Origin of the sequence: Streptomyces sp. NBC_00316 (genome assembly GCF_036158715.1) — a bacterium.
In the GTDB taxonomy this organism is placed as follows: domain Bacteria; phylum Actinomycetota; class Actinomycetes; order Streptomycetales; family Streptomycetaceae; genus Streptomyces.
Genome location: NZ_CP108023.1, coordinates 7047703 through 7064883 on the forward strand (window position 1 = coordinate 7047703; position 17181 = coordinate 7064883).

At 68.6% G+C, this 17181-nt stretch carries 13 protein-coding genes; 7 read left to right on the plus strand and 6 right to left on the minus strand.

The genetic code is table 11. From position 1 onward, the window contains the following. From glpK to OG878_RS31330, 3 genes are all read right to left on the minus strand, one after another. Positions 1-1527 carry a glycerol kinase GlpK gene (glpK, locus tag OG878_RS31320; RefSeq protein WP_328889890.1) on the minus strand — a complete coding sequence of 509 codons (1527 nt, stop codon included), beginning with the start codon at positions 1525-1527 and terminating at the stop codon, positions 1-3. Between the two features lie 55 nt (positions 1528-1582). Beyond that, positions 1583-2374, minus strand: coding sequence for an MIP/aquaporin family protein (locus OG878_RS31325; RefSeq protein ID WP_328889891.1), 792 nt, complete (start codon positions 2372-2374; stop codon positions 1583-1585). A 230-nt stretch (positions 2375-2604) separates the two neighbouring features. Continuing rightward, the gene (locus tag OG878_RS31330; protein WP_328889892.1) at positions 2605-3369 is read right to left on the minus strand and encodes an IclR family transcriptional regulator; all 765 of its coding nucleotides are present in this window, start codon (positions 3367-3369) and stop codon (positions 2605-2607) included. A 239-nt stretch (positions 3370-3608) separates the two neighbouring features. Between OG878_RS31330 and metH the strand changes: the two genes are divergently transcribed. The 3 genes from metH (at position 3609) to OG878_RS31345 (ending at position 9908) form a co-directional block, all read left to right on the plus strand. Beyond that, positions 3609-7121: a methionine synthase gene (metH, locus tag OG878_RS31335; protein ID WP_328889893.1), complete on the plus strand. Its 3513-nt coding sequence runs from the start codon at positions 3609-3611 to the stop codon at positions 7119-7121. Between the two features lie 120 nt (positions 7122-7241). Next, positions 7242-7943, plus strand: coding sequence for an HAD family hydrolase (locus OG878_RS31340; RefSeq protein ID WP_328889894.1), 702 nt, complete (start codon positions 7242-7244; stop codon positions 7941-7943). 363 nt (positions 7944-8306) lie between these two features. Then, positions 8307-9908 (plus strand): ABC transporter substrate-binding protein, encoded by a 1602-nt coding sequence (locus tag OG878_RS31345; protein ID WP_328889895.1) that lies wholly within the window; start codon positions 8307-8309, stop codon positions 9906-9908. Positions 9909-9953: 45 nt separating this feature from the next. On the opposite strand, the gene OG878_RS31350 is transcribed toward OG878_RS31345, so the two are convergent. Together OG878_RS31350 and OG878_RS31355 are read right to left on the minus strand one after the other, a co-directional pair. Continuing rightward, a complete protein-coding gene (locus OG878_RS31350) occupies positions 9954-10625 on the minus strand; it encodes a response regulator (RefSeq protein ID WP_277325265.1) in 672 nt (223 codons plus the stop codon). A 9-nt stretch (positions 10626-10634) separates the two neighbouring features. After that, positions 10635-11480: a RecB family exonuclease gene (locus OG878_RS31355; protein ID WP_328891446.1), complete on the minus strand. Its 846-nt coding sequence runs from the start codon at positions 11478-11480 to the stop codon at positions 10635-10637. A 171-nt stretch (positions 11481-11651) separates the two neighbouring features. Between OG878_RS31355 and OG878_RS31360 the strand changes: the two genes are divergently transcribed. The 3 genes from OG878_RS31360 (at position 11652) to OG878_RS31370 (ending at position 14755) form a co-directional block, all read left to right on the plus strand. Continuing rightward, on the plus strand, positions 11652-12896 hold the full coding sequence (locus OG878_RS31360) for a site-2 protease family protein (RefSeq protein ID WP_328891447.1): 1245 nt from the start codon (positions 11652-11654) through the stop codon (positions 12894-12896). Positions 12897-13011: 115 nt separating this feature from the next. Beyond that, positions 13012-13917, plus strand: a complete 906-nt coding sequence (locus OG878_RS31365) for a tRNA (adenine-N1)-methyltransferase (RefSeq protein ID WP_030918422.1) — start codon at positions 13012-13014, stop codon at positions 13915-13917. Positions 13918-14173: 256 nt separating this feature from the next. After that, a complete protein-coding gene (locus tag OG878_RS31370) occupies positions 14174-14755 on the plus strand; it encodes a hypothetical protein (RefSeq protein ID WP_328889896.1) in 582 nt (193 codons plus the stop codon). A 39-nt stretch (positions 14756-14794) separates the two neighbouring features. Here OG878_RS31370 and OG878_RS31375 read toward each other — a convergent pair whose 3' ends face one another. Beyond that, positions 14795-15106: a ferredoxin gene (locus OG878_RS31375; RefSeq protein ID WP_277325263.1), complete on the minus strand. Its 312-nt coding sequence runs from the start codon at positions 15104-15106 to the stop codon at positions 14795-14797. A gap of 241 nt (positions 15107-15347) precedes the next feature. Between OG878_RS31375 and arc the strand changes: the two genes are divergently transcribed. Next, a complete protein-coding gene (gene arc / locus OG878_RS31380) occupies positions 15348-17114 on the plus strand; it encodes a proteasome ATPase (protein WP_328889897.1) in 1767 nt (588 codons plus the stop codon). The last annotated feature ends 67 nt before the right edge of the window (positions 17115-17181 follow it).

Sequence of the window (17181 nt, forward strand, 5' to 3'; positions counted from 1 at the left end):
TTACTCCTCGTCTTCGATCCAGCCCATGGTCCGTTCCACGGCCTTGAGCCAGCTCTTGTACTCGCGGTCGCGGGCGTCCGCGGCCATGCGGGGGGTCCATTCGGCGGCCCGGCGCCAGTTGGCGCGCAGCGCGTCGGTGTCCGGCCAGAAGCCGACGGCGAGACCGGCGGCGTAGGCGGCGCCGAGGCAGGTCGTCTCGGCGACCATGGGGCGCACCACGGGTGCGTCCAGGAAGTCGGCGAGCGTCTGCATCAGCAGGTTGTTGGAGGTCATTCCGCCGTCGACCTTGAGGGCGGTCAGTTCGACACCGGAGTCCTTGGTCATGGCATCGGTGATCTCGCGGGTCTGCCAGGCGGTGGCCTCCAGGACGGCACGGGCGATGTGCGCCTTGGTGACGTACCTGGTCAGACCGGCGATGACGCCGCGGGCGTCGGAGCGCCAGTACGGGGCGAACAGTCCGGAGAAGGCGGGCACGAAGTACGCGCCGCCGTTGTCCTCGACCGACAGGGCCAGGGTCTCGATCTCGGCCGCGGAGTTGATCAGGCCCATCTGGTCGCGCATCCACTGCACCAGCGAGCCGGTGACGGCGATGGAGCCTTCCAGGGCGTAGACCGGCTTCTCGTCGCCGATCCGGTATCCGACGGTCGTCAGCAGCCCGTTGTACGAGTTGACGGGGGTCTCGCCGGTGTTCATCAGCATGAAGGTGCCGGTGCCGTACGTGGACTTGGCCTCGCCCTCGGAGAAACAGGTCTGGCCGAAGAGGGCCGCCTGCTGGTCACCGAGCGCGGACGCGACCGGGACACCGGCCAGGGCGCCGCCCTTGGCGGTGCCGTACACCTCGGCGGAGGAACGGATCTCGGGCAGCACGGCGGCGGGGACGTCCATCGACTGGAGGATCCGCTCGTCCCACTTCATGTCGTGCAGGTTCATCAGAAGCGTGCGCGAGGCGTTGGTGACGTCCGTGACGTGGACGCCGCCGTCGGTGCCACCGGTCAGGTTCCAGATGACCCAGGAGTCCATCGTGCCGAAGAGGATGTCGCCGCGCTCGGCGCGCTCGCGCAGCCCCGCCACGTTGTCGAGCAGCCAGCGGACCTTGGGGCCGGCGAAGTACGAGGCGAGCGGCAGCCCGGTCTCGCGGCGGAAGCGGTCCTGCCCGACGTTGCGGCCGAGCTCCTTGCAGAGCGCGTCGGTGCGGGTGTCCTGCCAGACGATCGCGTTGTGGACGGGCTCACCGGTGTTCTTGTCCCAGAGCAGCGTGGTCTCGCGCTGGTTGGTGATACCGATCGCCTTCACGTCGGCGGGGGTGATGCCCGCCTTGGCGACCGCGCCGGCCACGACCTCCTGGACGTTCTCCCAGATCTCGGTCGCGTTGTGCTCGACCCAGCCCGGCTTCGGGAAGATCTGCTCGTGCTCCTTCTGGTCGACGGAGACGATCCGGCCGTCCTTGTCGAAGATGATGCACCGGCTGGACGTGGTGCCCTGGTCGATGGCCGCGATGAACGGTCCGGTGGTGTGTGCGTCGGTCACGGTGTGCTCCTGGAGATCTGTGAGGTCTGAGGGGTACGGCTGCAGGCTGTACGTCTCACGCGAACGCGAGGTTGTACAGACCGCCCGCGATCGCACCGCCGAGGAGGGGGCCGACGACCGGGATCCACGCGTAACCCCAGTCGGAACCGCCCTTGTTCGGCAGCGGCAGCAGCGCGTGCACGATACGCGGACCGAGGTCGCGAACCGGGTTGATTGCGTAACCGGTCGGGCCGCCGAGCGAGAGACCGATGCTGACGACGACCAGGGAGGTGATCAGCGCGCCGAGCGTGCCGAGTCCGTTGCCGTCGTTGTTCAGACCCTGGGTGAGGATCGCCAGGACCAGCACGACGGTGGCGATGACCTCGGTGACCACGTTCTGCACGGCATTGCGGATCTCCGGACCGGTCGAGAAGATGCCGAGCACCGGACCGGCCTTCGGGGCGGCGGTCTGATCGACCATGCCCTCTTCACTGGGCGCGCTGTGCAGCGTCTCCGGATCGGTCAGATGGGCCCGGAACTGTCCGTAGTACGTCAGCCAGACCAGCACCGCGCCGATCATTGCGCCGAGGAGCTGGGAGCCGAGATACAGGGGTACGTCGCTCCACGCGGTGCCGCCCTTGATCGCGAGGCCGATCGTGACCGCGGGGTTGAGGTGCGCCCCCGACACGCCGCCGGCCAGATACGCGGCCGTCAGCACCGCGAAACCCCAGCCGAAGGTGATCGAGAGCCAGCCGGCGTTCTGGGCCTTGGAGTGCTTGAGGGTGACGGCGGCACAGACACCGCCGCCGAGCAGGATGAGCACGGCGGTACCGATGGTCTCGCCGATGAAGATGTCGGAGCTGGACACCCGCGACTCCTTTGTCGTTCGTCCAGGGAAGCCGAACCCCGGGTCCCTCCGGTGGTTCGCACCCTCAGGTGAGGGCTTCACCGGCCCTGGCGCTGTCACACCCTAACGCGTATTTCCGGTAGGTGTTCGACAATGCCGACCGATGAACGGCAGTGTTTCCCCCGAGTGAATGAGGCGTCAAGGGTTGTGTGTCGTATAACGCGATCGTTACCGATGATCCGCCAGAACGGTCAGAAGCGCCCGGCGCCGAGATCCCGGGAGACGGCCCGTGCACAGTCCCGGACGGCCGCCACCAGCTCGGGCCGCAGCTCGCCGCCGGAGCAGACCCGTTCCACCGCGCCGGTCACGGCCACCGCGCCCACCGGCATCCGGCGCCGGTCGTGGATCGGCGCGGCCACCGCGGCCACGCCCTCCCAGGTCTCCTCTATGTCGGCCGCCCAGCCGCGGGCCCGGGTCAGATCGAGCACCGATTCGAACTCCTCCAGGTCGGTGACGGTCCGCGGGGTGAAGGGCCGGCGCTCGGTCTCGAGGGCCTCGGTGTGTGCCACCGGGTCGTACGCCGCCAGTACCTTGCCCAGCGCCGTGGAGTGCAGCGGCTGCATCGCCCCGACCTCCAGGACCTGCCGGCTGTCGTCCGGCCGGAACACGTGGTGCACGATGAGGACGCCCTGCTGGTGCAGGACGCCGAGGTGCGCGCTCTCGCCGCTGGAGCGGGCCAGGTCGTCCGTCCAGACCAGGGCGCGGGCCCGCAGCTCGTGGACGTCCAGATAGCTGTTGCCGAGCCGCAGCAACTCGGCGCCCAGCTGGTAGCGCCCGGATGCCGGGTCCTGCTCGACGAAGCCCTCGTGCTGAAGCGTGCGCAGGATGCCGTGCGCGGTGCCCTTGGCCAGGTCCAGGGAGGAGGCGATGTCGGAGAGGCCCAGCCGACGTTCGCCGCCTGCCAGCAGACGCAGCATCGCCGCCGCCCGCTCGAGCGACTGGATGTTCTTGGCCATGGCGCCGTACTCCTCCACTATGATTCGACAATGCTGAACACTATCGGCCGATGTCGACCGATGCTCGGCCGCGCGAACAACACGCTTCGCTGTCCCGACCCGGACATCCCCCGCACAGCGTGCAGTCCGTTCCGTGGGACACAGTGACGCTCCGAGGCGCCGCCCGGCTACTCTGGCGACGTGCGGCTTCTTCCGAAAGCCGCAAAGCCGACAGCCGTCGCATCCCAGGGAGCACATCCATGGCCTCGTCACCGCCCCTTTCCGCTGACAGCCGGAACCGAGCCGAAGCCCTCCGCGAGGCGCTCGCCACCCGAGTGGTGGTAGCCGACGGTGCCATGGGCACCATGCTCCAGGCACAGGACCCCACCCTCGAGGACTTCCAGAACCTCGAAGGCTGCAACGAGATCCTCAACGTCACCCGCCCGGACATCGTGCGGGCCGTGCACGAGGAGTACTTCGCGGTCGGCGTGGACTGCGTCGAGACGAACACGTTCGGTGCCAACCTCGCCGCCCTGGGCGAGTACGACATTCCCGAGCGGGTCCACGAACTCTCCGAGGCCGGCGCGCGCATCGCCCGCGAGGTCGCCGACGAGTTCACCGCCTCCACCGGTCAGCAGCGCTGGGTGCTCGGCTCCATGGGCCCGGGTACGAAGCTGCCGACGCTGGGCCACGCCCCGTACGGCAAGCTCCGCGACGCCTACCAGCAGAACGCCGAAGGCATGATCGCCGGAGGCGCCGACGCCCTCCTGATCGAGACCACCCAGGACCTGCTGCAGACCAAGGCCTCGATCATCGGCGCCCGCCGCGCCCTGGCGGCCACCGGCGTGAACCTGCCGGTGATCTGTTCCGTCACCGTCGAGACGACCGGCACGATGCTGCTCGGCTCCGAGATCGGCGCGGCGCTGACCGCCCTGGAACCCCTCGGCATCGATCTGATCGGCCTGAACTGCGCAACCGGCCCCGCCGAGATGAGCGAGCACCTGCGCTACCTCGCCCGTCACTCGCGCATCCCGCTGTCCTGCATGCCCAACGCGGGCCTCCCCGTCCTCGGCAAGGACGGCGCGCACTACCCGCTGTCCCCGGCCGAGCTGGCCGACGCCCAGGAGACCTTCGTCCGCGAGTACGGCCTCTCCCTGGTCGGAGGCTGCTGCGGCACCACCCCGGAGCATCTGCGCCAGGTCGTCGAGCGGGTGCGCGGCGTCGCCGTCACCCCCCGCACCCCGCACCCCGAACCGGGCGCCGCGTCCCTGTACCAGACGGTCCCGTTCCGCCAGGACACCTCGTACCTCGCGATCGGCGAACGTACGAACGCCAACGGATCCAAGAAGTTCCGCGAGGCCATGCTGGAGGCCCGCTGGGACGACTGCGTGGAGATGGCCCGCGACCAGATCCGCGAGGGCGCCCACATGCTCGACCTCTGCGTCGACTACGTCGGCCGCGACGGGGTCGCGGACATGGAGGAGCTGGCCGGCCGCTTCGCCACCGCCTCCACCCTCCCGATCGTGCTCGACTCCACCGAGCTGCCCGTCCTGCGGGCCGGCCTGGAGAAGCTCGGCGGCCGGGCCGTCCTCAACTCCGTCAACTACGAGGACGGGGACGGACCCGAGTCGCGCTTCGCCAAGGTCACCGCGCTGGCCGCCGAGCACGGCGCCGCGCTGATCGCCCTGACCATCGACGAGGAGGGCCAGGCCCGTACCGTCGAGCACAAGGTCGCCGTCGCCGAGCGGCTCATCGCGGACCTGACCGGAAACTGGGGCATCAAGGAGTCGGACATCCTGATCGACGCCCTGACCTTCACCATCTGTACCGGTCAGGAGGAGTCCCGGGGCGACGGCATCGCCACCATCGGGGCCATCCGCGAACTGAAGAAGCGCCACCCCGACGTACAGACCACGCTCGGCCTGTCCAACATCTCCTTCGGGCTCAACCCGGCCGCCCGTGTCGTGCTGAACTCCGTCTTCCTCGACGAGTGCGTCAAGGCCGGTCTCGACTCCGCGATCGTGCACGCCTCCAAGATTCTGCCCATCGCGCGCCTGGACGAGGAGCAGGTCAAGGTCGCCCTCGACCTCATCCACGACCGCCGCGCCGAGGGCTACGACCCCCTCCAGAAGCTCATGGAGCTCTTCGAGGGCGTGAGCACGAAGTCCATGAAGGCGGGCAAGGCCGAGGAGCTTCTCGCCCTTCCGCTCGACGAGCGCCTCCAGCGCCGCATCATCGACGGCGAGAAGAACGGCCTGGAGACCGACCTCGACGAGGCACTGCAGACCCGGCCGGCGCTCGACATCGTCAACGACACGCTGCTCGAAGGCATGAAGGTCGTCGGCGAGCTCTTCGGCTCCGGCCAGATGCAGCTGCCGTTCGTGCTCCAGTCCGCCGAGGTCATGAAGTCCGCGGTGGCGTACCTGGAACCGCACATGGAGAAGTCCGACGCGGAGGGCAAGGGCACCATCGTGCTGGCCACCGTCCGCGGTGACGTCCACGACATCGGCAAGAACCTCGTCGACATCATCCTGTCCAACAACGGCTACAACGTCGTCAACATCGGCATCAAGCAGCCGGTCTCCGCGATCCTGGAAGCCGCCGAGGAGCACCGCGCCGACGTCATCGGCATGTCCGGCCTCCTGGTGAAGTCCACCGTGATCATGAAGGAGAACCTGGAGGAGCTGAACCAGCGCAAGCTGGCCGCCGAGTATCCGGTGATCCTCGGGGGCGCGGCTCTCACCAGGGCCTATGTCGAACAGGACCTTCACGAGATCTACGAGGGCGAGGTCCGCTACGCCCGCGACGCGTTCGAGGGGCTGCGCCTGATGGACGCCCTGATCGCGGTCAAGCGCGGCGTTCCCGGCGCCGTGCTCCCCGAACTCAAGCAGCGCCGCGTCCCCAAGCGGGACGGCGCGGTGCTCGAGGTCGACGAGCTCGAGGGCCCGGCACGCTCCGACGTCGCCACCGACAACCCCGTCCCCGAGCCGCCCTTCTGGGGCACCCGTGTCGTCAAGGGCATCCAGCTCAAGGAGTACGCCTCCTGGCTCGACGAAGGCGCGCTCTTCAAGGGCCAGTGGGGCCTCAAGCAGTCCCGCGCCGGTGACGGACCGACGTACGAGGAACTCGTGGAGACCGAGGGCCGCCCGCACCTGCGCGGCTGGCTCGACAAGCTGCACACCGAGAACCTGCTGGAAGCCGCCGTGGTCTACGGCTACTTCCCCTGCGTCTCCAAGGGCGACGACCTGATCCTGCTCCACGAGGACGGCTCCGAGCGCACCCGCTTCACCTTCCCGCGCCAGCGCCGCGGCCGCCGCCTCTGCCTCGCCGACTTCTTCCGTCCCGAGGAGTCCGGTGAGAGGGATGTGATCGGCCTCCAGGTCGTCACCGTCGGTTCGAAGATCGGCGAGGAGACCGCCAAGCTTTTCGAGGCCAACTCCTACCGCGACTACCTGGAGCTGCACGGCCTCTCCGTCCAGCTGGCCGAGGCCCTCGCCGAGTACTGGCACGCCCGGGTCCGCTCGGAGCTCGGCTTCGGCGGCGAGGACCCCGCCGACGTCGAGGACATGTTCGCGCTGAAGTACCGCGGGGCGCGCTTCTCCCTCGGCTACGGCGCCTGCCCCGATCTCGAGGACCGGGCCAAGATCGCCGACCTGCTCCGGCCCGAGCGGATCGGGGTCCACCTCTCCGAGGAGTTCCAGCTGCATCCGGAGCAGTCCACCGACGCGATCGTCATCCATCACCCGGAGGCGAAGTACTTCAACGCGCGGTGACCACACGTCCGACGCACGGACGCGGGTCGAGTCGTACACTGGTCGGTCCAGTGCAGGCCGGTCGCCTTTTCCTCCGGAAATGGTGACCGGCCTTCTCGTCCCTCGTGGAAGGTGTGCCGCATGACAAGTACGGTCTCCGCGTCCTTGACCCGTACGGCCGAAGGCGCCGCCCTTCAGGCCGTCTTTCTCGACATGGACGGCACCCTGGTCGACACCGAGGGTTTCTGGTGGGACACCGAGGTCGAGGTCTTCTCCGAACTCGGCCACCGGCTGGACGAGGCGTGGCGGGACGTGGTGGTCGGCGGCCCGATGACCCGCAGCGCCGGCTATCTCATCGATGTCACCGGCGCGGACATCACTCTTGCCGAGCTGACCGTGCTGCTCAACGACCGCTTCGAGGCGCGCATTGACCACGGTGTGCCGCTGATGCCGGGCGCCGCCCGGCTGCTCGCCGAGCTGGCGGCCCACGAGGTGCCGACGGCCCTGGTCTCCGCCTCGCACCGGCGCATCATCGACCGGGTGCTGGACTCGGTCGGCCACCACCACTTCTCGCTCACCGTCGCAGGCGACGAGGTCACCCGGACCAAGCCGCACCCGGAGCCCTATCTCACCGCCGCCCTCGGCTTCGGGGCCGCCCCGGAGCGCTGTGCGGTGATCGAGGACACCGCGACCGGAGTCGCCGCGGCGGAGGCCGCCGGCTGCTGGGTCGTCGCCGTGCCGTCCGTGGCGCCGATCGCACCCGCCTCCGGCCGGGTCGTGGTGGGTTCGCTCGAAGAAGTCGATCTCGCCTTTCTGCGGGGACTGGTCACCGGAAGGCATTGATTCATCTACCGAGAGTATTTCTGTGAATAAACAGCAAAACTCTCGGCGCTGCGGTGTGCGTATTTCGTCGCACGTACGTGTGTGTGCGGCGGGTGCACTCCACGGAAGAGAAGTGGTCCGGGCGTGACCTTTGTCACGTCGAAGGCCAGTCGGCTCTCTCAAGATCGACCCGGTTGACCGTTTTGATCCACCCAACTGTCCTGATTCGTTCTGCCCTGTACAGAACCTTCCTCACCCGGGAAATCGACTCGACGTCTCTTTCCTTCACCATTCGATTACGCATCGGAGAACACCGGTCCGGCATTAGCGGCGGCGCGCACTAATGTCGTTTTCTCACCGGCCGGATGAGGGAGAACGTCCAAGATGAACCGCAAGACTCTGGTGCTGCCGGCCGTCGTCGGCCTGCTCGCGCCCGTACTCGCTGCGTGCGGCGGGACGGAAGGCGGGAGCGATGGCAAGGCCGCCATCGTTGTCGGCACCACGGACCAGTTCGTCGCCACCGATGACAACCCCGCGCCGCTCGACCCCGCCATAGGCTACGAAGCAGGCGTGTGGAACGTCCTGCGGCAGACCGTGCAGACCCTGACCCACGTCCCGCGCGGCGGCGGTGAACCCGTCCCCGAGGCCGCCAGCAGCTGTACCTTCACCGACCGGGAGAACGAGAGCTACCGCTGCAAGCTGCGCTCCGGCCTCACGTTCGCCGACGGCACGGCCGTGACCGCCGAGGACGTCAAGTACTCGATCAACCGGGTCATCGACATCAAGTCCGACAACGGACCCGTCGGTCTGCTCGCCAACATCGACACGATCGAGACGAACGGCGACGACGAGGTCGTCTTCCACCTGAGCACGCCGGACGCGACCTTCCCGTACAAGCTCGCCACGCCGGCCGCAGGCATCGTGCAGAAGAGCAAGTACCCGGCGACTTCCCCGCGCAACGGCTTCCAGGTCGACGGCTCCGGCCCGTACACGATGAAGCCGGAAATCAAGAACGATCAGGTCGTCAAGGTCGTCTTCACCAAGAACCCGCGCTACAAGGGTGATCTGAAGGTCCTCAACGACAAGGTCGAACTGGACCTCTTCCCCGACGCCGCCGCCATGGGCAAGGCGCTCGACGACCAGAAGATCGACATGATGACCCGCACCATGTCGCCCGAGCAGGCCCAGCAGATGCTGGAGAAGCCGAAGGAGGGCATCAAGCTCACGGAGATGCCCGGCCTCGCCATCAGCTACCTCGCGTTCGACACCACCGATCCCGCGATGAAGGACCGGGCCGTGCGTCAGGCCATCGCCCAGGTCGTCGACCGCGGCCAGATCGCGGGCCAGGTGTACGGCACCACCGCGGAGCCGCTGTACTCGCTGATCCCGTCCAGCATCACCGGGCACACCAACTCGTTCTACAACAAGTACGGCGAGCCCAGCGCGACCAAAGCCGCCGCCATCCTGCAGGCCGCGGGTATCGACACGCCGGTGAAGTTCACCCTGCACTACACGACCGACCACTACGGCCCCGCCACCGCCACCGAGTTCAAGGCCCTGCAGAAGCAGCTCAACGACACCGGGCTGTTCGACGTAACGGTCGAGGGCACCCCCTGGGCGAAGTACCGCCCTGCCCAGAAGCGCGGCGACTACGCCGTCTACGGCATGGGCTGGTTCCCGGACTTCCCGGACCCGGACAACTACACGGCGCCGTTCCTCGACAAGAACAACTTCCTGAACTCGCCCTACGAGTCCACCGAGGCCCAGAAGACGCTGATCCCGCAGTCCCGCCGGGAAGCCGACCGGGCCTCCGCCGGCAAGACCTTCGAGAAGCTCCAGGACATCGTCGCCGACGACGTCCCGGTACTCCCGATCTGGCAGGGCAAGCAGTACGTCGCCTCCCGCGACGGCCTCACCGGCGTCGAGTGGTCGGTCAACTCCTCGGCCGACCTGCAGCTCTGGGAGCTCGGCCGCGGCACCGTCTGAACCACGGCGCCACCCCGGCGCCCCGTCCCGGCCGCACCGGCCGGATCACTGGGCGCCGGGGCGCACCAGCCCGCTCTCGTACGCGTACACCGCGGCCTGCACCCGGTCACGCAGCCCCAGCTTCGTCAGCACATGGCCCACATGCGTCTTGACTGTCGTCTCGCTGACGAACAGATCGGCGGCGATCTCCGCATTCGACAGCCCGCGTGCCACCAGCTTCAGGACCTCCACCTCGCGCTCCGTCAGCGTGTGCAGCGTGTCCGGCACGGAGTCCTCGCCCGACGGCAGATGGTCGGCGTACTTGTCCAGCAGCCTGCGCGTGATGCTCGGGGCCAGCATCGCCTCGCCCGCCGCGACCACCCGGATCGCCTGCACCAGTTCGTTGGCCGGAGCGTCCTTCAGCAGGAAGCCGCTGGCCCCGGCGCGCAGCGCCTCCACCACGTACTCGTCGAGATCGAACGTGGTCAGCACGAGCACCTTCGCCGGACCGTCCCGGCCCGGGCCCGTGATCTGACGCGTCGCCTCGACACCGTCCATCCGCGGCATGCGGATGTCCATCAGCACCACGTCGGGCTGCAGTGCCCGCACCTGATCGAGAGCCTGGAGACCGTCACCGGCCTCACCCACCACCGCGAGATCTCCCTCGGCCTCCAGAATCATCCGGAAGCCGGTGCGCAGCAGCGGCTGGTCATCGACCAGTAGGACGCGGATTGCCACCAGATCTCCTCAATGTCCTTCGACGGCCGCCGGCCGACCGGCCTCGGCGCGGGCCGGGCCCATTGTGCCCTGGACACCTTGCCCCGACTCCGCCGGGCGTACCGACAGCGGGTATACCGGGGGAGTCCCGCCGAATTCCGGACAGACCGCCTGGTGGTCGCACCAGCCGCAGAGCTTCGTCGGCCGCGGCCGCCACTCGCCCGTCTCCGTGGCCAGCCTGATCGCGTCCCACAGGGCCAGCAGCTTCCGCTCCACCCGCTCCAGATCCGCCACGACCGGGTCGTACGTCATGATGTCGCCGCTGCCCAGATAGACCAGCTGCAGCCGGCGCGGCACCACGCCCTTCAGCCGCCAGATGACCAGGGCGTAGAACTTCATCTGGAACAGGGCGCCCTCCGCATACTCCGGCCGCGGTGCCTTCCCCGTCTTGTAGTCCACGATCCGGACCTCGCCCGTGGGCGCCACGTCGATCCGGTCGATCACCCCGCGCAGCCGCAGCCCCGACTCCAGCTCCGTCTCGACGAACAGCTCCCGCTCGGCCGGCTCCAGGCGCGTGGGATCCTCCAGCGAGAACCACCGCTCCACCAGCCGCTCCGCCTCCGCCAGCCATCCCGAGAGCCGCTCGCCCTGCGGATCCTCGGCGAACAGCTCCGACAGCTCCGGCTTCGACTCCAGCAGCCTGTCCCACTGGCCGGGGATCAGCGCCGTCGCCCGGCCGGCCGTGCGCTCCGCCGCCGGATTGTCGAACAGCCGCTCCAGGACCGCATGGACCAGCGTCCCCCGGGTAGCCGCCTCGCTGGGCTTCTCCGGCAGCCTGTCGATGACCCGGAACCGGTACAGCAGAGGACACTGCATGAAGTCACTCGCCCGCGACGGCGACAGGGACGAGGGCGGCTGCGACGGCCGGGGCACGGAAGTCATGACGAAGACCCTACGGCCCCCCACTGACACTCCGCGGCATACCATCGACCACAGACCCTCGCACACTGCATGATCGTGCCGGACGGCACCGACCGAAGGGACCCCGTGGACGAGAGCGGCGACAGCGGGCAGCCGCAGCCCGGCGCCGGGGGAACCGACCCCGCGCCCGAGAACGGCAAACCGCAGCGCCCCCGAGAGCCGGGCGGCGGCCTGCTGATGGGCCGGCCCTTCGGTGTGCCGGTGTACGTCGCGCCCAGCTGGTTCCTCGTCGCGGCTCTCATCACCTGGGTCTTCGGCGGCCAGCTCGACCGCGTGCTGCCCGAGCTCGGCGGGGCCCGCTATCTGGTCTCCCTCTTCTTCGCGATCGCGTTCTACGCCTCCGTGCTCGTCCACGAACTCGCCCACACCGTGGTGGCGCTGCGCTACAAGCTCCCCGTGCGCCGCATCCAGCTGCAGTTCTTCGGCGGCGTCTCCGAGATCGAGAAGGAGTCCGAGACCCCCGGCCGCGAATTCGTCCTCGCCTTCGTCGGCCCGCTGCTCTCGCTGGTCCTCGCCGGCGTCTTCTACGTCGGCATGAAGTTCGTCGAACCCGGCACCGTCCCCGGTGTCCTGCTCGCCGGCCTGATGATTTCCAACCTGATCGTCGCCGCCTTCAACCTGCTGCCGGGACTGCCGCTCGACGGCGGCCGCATGCTCCGCGCCGTCGTCTGGAAGATCACCGGACGCCCCATGAGCGGCACCGTCGCGGCGGCCTGGGTCGGCCGCGCCCTCGCCGTCACCGTCCTCATCGGACTCCCGCTCCTCACCCACACCGGGGGATTCGGGAACAACACCGACGAGATCAGCGGCATGGACACCGTCACCGACGCCCTGCTCGCCGCGATCCTCTGCGCCATCATCTGGACCGGGGCCGGCAACAGCCTGCGCATGGCCCGGCTGCGCGAGCACCTGCCCGAGCTGCGCGCCCGCGCCCTCACCCGGCGAGCCGTCCCCGTCGAGGCCGACACCCCGCTCTCCGAAGCACTGCGCCGCGCCAACGAGGCGGGCGCCCGCGCCCTCGTCGTCGTCGACGGGCACGGCGATCCGAAGGCCGTCGTCCGGGAGACCGCCATCGTCTCCGTCCCCGAACACCGCCGCCCCTGGGTCGCGGTCGGCTCCCTCGCCCAGGACCTCACCGACGGCATGAAGATCTCCGCCGAGCTGTCCGGCGAGTCGCTCCTGGACACCCTCAGGAGCAGCCCCGCCACCGAATACCTCGTCCTGGAGGAGACCGGCGAGATCTACGGTGTCCTGTCCACCGCCGACGTCGAACGGGCCTTCGTCGCCGCGATGGCCCGGCCCGCGGCCTGAGGGCTGTCCGGACCGGGCGGGATCAGGGCGAGCCCGGCATGATCCGGAAGAGAGGCCGCCGGGGGCTGTCCGGGCGGGCGGTCGGAGCCCCGGGAAACACCGGTACGCTGGTCACATGTCTGAACCGACCGGTGCCGCCCGCCGACGCGGGCCCTTCAAGGTCGGGGACCAGGTCCAGCTCACCGACCCCAAGGGACGCCACTACACCTTCACGCTCGAAGCCGGAAAGAACTTCCACACCCACAAGGGTTCTTTCCCGCACGACGAGCTGATCGGTGCGCCCGAGGGCAGTGTGGTCCGAACCACGGGAAACGTCGCCTACCTCGCGCTGCGCCCCTTGCTCCCCGACTACGTCCTGTCCATGCCCCGCGGCGCCGCCGTGGTCTACCCCAAGGACGCGGGGCAGATCCTGGCGTTCGCCGACATCTTCCCCGGCGCCCGCGTCGTGGAGGCCGGTGTCGGCTCCGGCTCGCTCTCCACCTTCCTGCTCCGCGCCATCGGCGACCAGGGCATGCTGCACTCGTACGAGCGCCGCGAGGACTTCGCCGAGATCGCCCAGCAGAACGTCGAGCGCTACTTCGGCGAACCGCACCCGGCCTGGCAGCTCACCGTGGGTGACCTGCAGGACAACCTCTCCGACACCGACGTCGACCGCGTCATCCTCGACATGCTCGCCCCCTGGGAGTGCCTGGACGCAGTCGCCAAGGCGCTCGTGCCCGGCGGCATCCTCTGCGCGTACGTCGCGACCACCACCCAGCTCGCGCGGACCGTCGAGTCCATCCGCGAGATGGGCTGCTTCGCCGAACCGCAGCCCTGGGAATCGATGATCCGCAACTGGCACGTCGAGGGCCTGGCCGTCCGCCCGGACCACCGCATGATCGGCCACACCGGCTTCCTCGTGACCGCCCGCCGCCTCGCGGACGGCGTGGAGGCCCCGCTGCGCCGCCGCAGGCCCGCCAAGGGCGCGTACGGCGAGGACTACGACGGTCCCGGCAGCCAGAGCGGCTCGTCCCGCGGCTGATCCCGCACAACGCACCGGCGCCGCCGCCGAGTTCCACGGACCGACCCGGGAACTCGGCGGCGGCGCCATTTCGTTGCGGGTCCGGACGCCGCCGGCAGAGGACCGCCCGCCCCGGAGTGCGATCCGTACCCACCCCACCGTTCCACTGTCCTGTGAGGTGTGGCACGATGCTGGCCACCCCCACCCACGGCCGACGCCCCACCGGTCCCGCCGTCCACAGGCATCGCCGAACCAGGAACCACAGGAGACATCCCGCGTGCAGACCTCCGACCTCCCGGACCTCGCGCACACCGACACCACGCCGATGCACTGGCTGGCCACCGCGACCGCCATGGCCGCCGTCATCGCCGCAGCGGGCATGCTCCAGCCCGACGCCGCCACCGCCTCGGCCTCGACCTCCCACCGCACGACCGCGGAGCACGGCACCGCGTCTGCCGCGGCCCCCGATCCGGCCCGCGCGACCTTCCCGCTGGAGTGCGGGACGGTGGACACCACCGTCGCCGACCAGGTGCCGGGCGACCTCGACGGCGACGGCCGGCCCGAGACCGTCGCGGTGGTCCACTGCGACGCGGGATCCGGTACCCCGCCGAGCGGCGTCTACGTCCTCACACAAGGAAGCGGGGCCGCACCCCGGGTCGTCGCGACCCTGGTGGACCCCGCCCGGAGAATGAGCGTCGACGATCTCACCGTGCGTGACGGGATCATCTCCGCCACGCTCCTCGGCTACTCCTCGGCCAATGTTCCGCGCTGCTGCCCCGACCAGCAGGAGAAGGTCACCTGGCAGTGGCGGAACGGCGCCTTCGTCCGTGCCGGGCAGAGCGGTGCGAACAGCATCTGACCGGTCACGCGCTGCAGCCGGCCGACCGGACCGGCGGTATCAGGCGGCCTCGGGTCCGTAGATCTCGACCCTGTCCGAAACGCGCCGTACATGAATACAGTCGCCGGGGCACTCCTTCGCCGAGTCGACCACGTCCTGGAGGAGCGGCAGCGGTACCGGCGTCGTCGCTCCCTTGTCCTGCAGCAGCTCGTCCGCGCTGCTCTTCACGTAGGCAAGACCGTCGATGTCCAGCTCGAAGACCTCAGGTGCGTACTGCACACAGATGCCGTCTCCCGTGCAGAGGTCCTGGTCGATCCAGACCTCGAGATCCTGCGCATCGCCCCCGGTCGGAGTGTCCTGCTGCACGGTCATTTCTCCTGCCGTTCCCTGCGTATCCGAACCAAAAATGGCCAGCCCTGACGGGTGTTGAACGGTTCGACGATACAACCGGCCGCTTTCCGATGTTGAAGGGTGGGTATTCCCCTGGCGTGAGGGAGAGCGCAAGGGTGAAGATCGGACACACTCCGGAGTCTTTGTGATCTAGGGGTTTCAATCATCACCCACCCAGGTAGGGTCAGGAAGCGTCCAGCTCCCCTTGGAGGAGGTGAGGACCGTGGCAGCCCACGACGACGACATCAACCGCGGCATCCGGCCCGGGCGGGGGTCCGATGACCCAGCCGGCCAGGTCGCCTATCTCGAGCAGGAAATCGCCGTCCTGCGACGTAAGCTCGCCGACTCTCCGCGCCATACGAGGATTCTCGAAGAGCGGATCGTCGAGTTGCAGACCAACCTCGCAGGCGTATCGGCACAGAACGAGCGGCTCGCCAACACCCTGCGCGAGGCCCGCGACCAGATCGTGGCCCTCAAGGAGGAGGTCGACCGGCTCGCGCAGCCGCCGGCCGGCTTCGGAGTCTTCCTGCAGGGCAACGAGGACGGCACCTGCGACATCTTCACCGGGGGCCGCAAGCTCCGGGTGAACGTCAGTCCCAGTGTCGAGCTGGACGACCTCCGGCGCGGCCAGGAGGTCATGCTCAACGAAGCGCTCAACGTGGTCGAAGCCATGGAATTCGAGCGGGCAGGGGACATCGTCACTCTCAAGGAGATCCTCGAGGACGGCGAGCGGGCCCTGGTTCTCGGGCACACGGACGAGGAACGGGTGGTACGGCTCGCCGAACCGCTCCTCGACATCAACATCCGGCCCGGCGACGCACTGCTGCTCGAACCCAGGTCCGGCTATGTCTACGAAGTGGTGCCGAAGAGCGAGGTCGAGGAGCTCGTCCTCGAAGAGGTGCCGGACATCGACTACAACAAGATCGGCGGTCTGGGAGAGCAGATCGAGCTGATCCGGGACGCGGTCGAACTCCCCTACCTCCACCCCGACCTCTTCAAGGAGCACGAACTGCGGCCGCCGAAGGGCATCCTGCTCTACGGTCCGCCCGGATGCGGCAAGACCCTCATTGCGAAGGCCGTCGCCAACTCCCTGGCCAAGAAGGTCGCCGAGGTCACCGGGCAGCCGGCCGGCAAGAGCTACTTCCTCAACATCAAGGGCCCCGAGCTCCTCAACAAGTACGTCGGCGAGACCGAGCGGCACATCCGCCTCGTCTTCCAGCGTGCCCGGGAGAAGGCGAGCGAGGGCACCCCCGTCATCGTCTTCTTCGACGAGATGGAGTCCCTCTTCCGCACCCGCGGATCCGGCGTCAGCTCGGACGTGGAGAACACCATCGTCCCGCAGCTGCTCGCCGAGATCGACGGTGTGGAGGGCCTGGAGAACGTCATCGTGATCGGCGCCTCCAACCGCGAGGACATGATCGACCCGGCGATCCTGCGCCCGGGCCGCCTCGATGTGAAGATCAAGATCGAGCGTCCGGACGCGGAGGCCGCCAAGGACATCTTCGCGAAGTACCTCACGGCCTCGCTGCCTCTGCACGCGGACGACCTCTCCGAGCACTCCGGCTCCAAGGAAGCTGCGGCGCACGCCATGATCCAGTCCGTCGTCGAGCGGATGTACACCGAGTCCGAGGAGAACCGCTTCCTCGAAGTCACGTACGCCAACGGCGACAAGGAAGTCCTGTACTTCAAGGACTTCAACTCCGGCGCGATGATCCAGAACATCGTCGACCGGGCCAAGAAGATGGCCATCAAGGCCTTCCTCGACCAGGGCCAGAAGGGCCTTCGCGTCTCCCATCTCCTCCAGGCATGCGTGGACGAGTTCAAGGAGAACGAGGACCTTCCCAACACCACCAACCCCGACGACTGGGCCAGGATCTCCGGCAAGAAGGGCGAGCGGATCGTCTTCATCCGCACGCTCGTCACCGGAAAACAGGGCGCAGACACCGGTCGCTCCATCGACACGGTGGCAAACACCGGGCAGTACCTGTAGAACGCAGACCGGCTGCGGATGCCCGGCCGGGCATCCGCAGCCGGTTGCTTTCCGGACAGCTCCCACG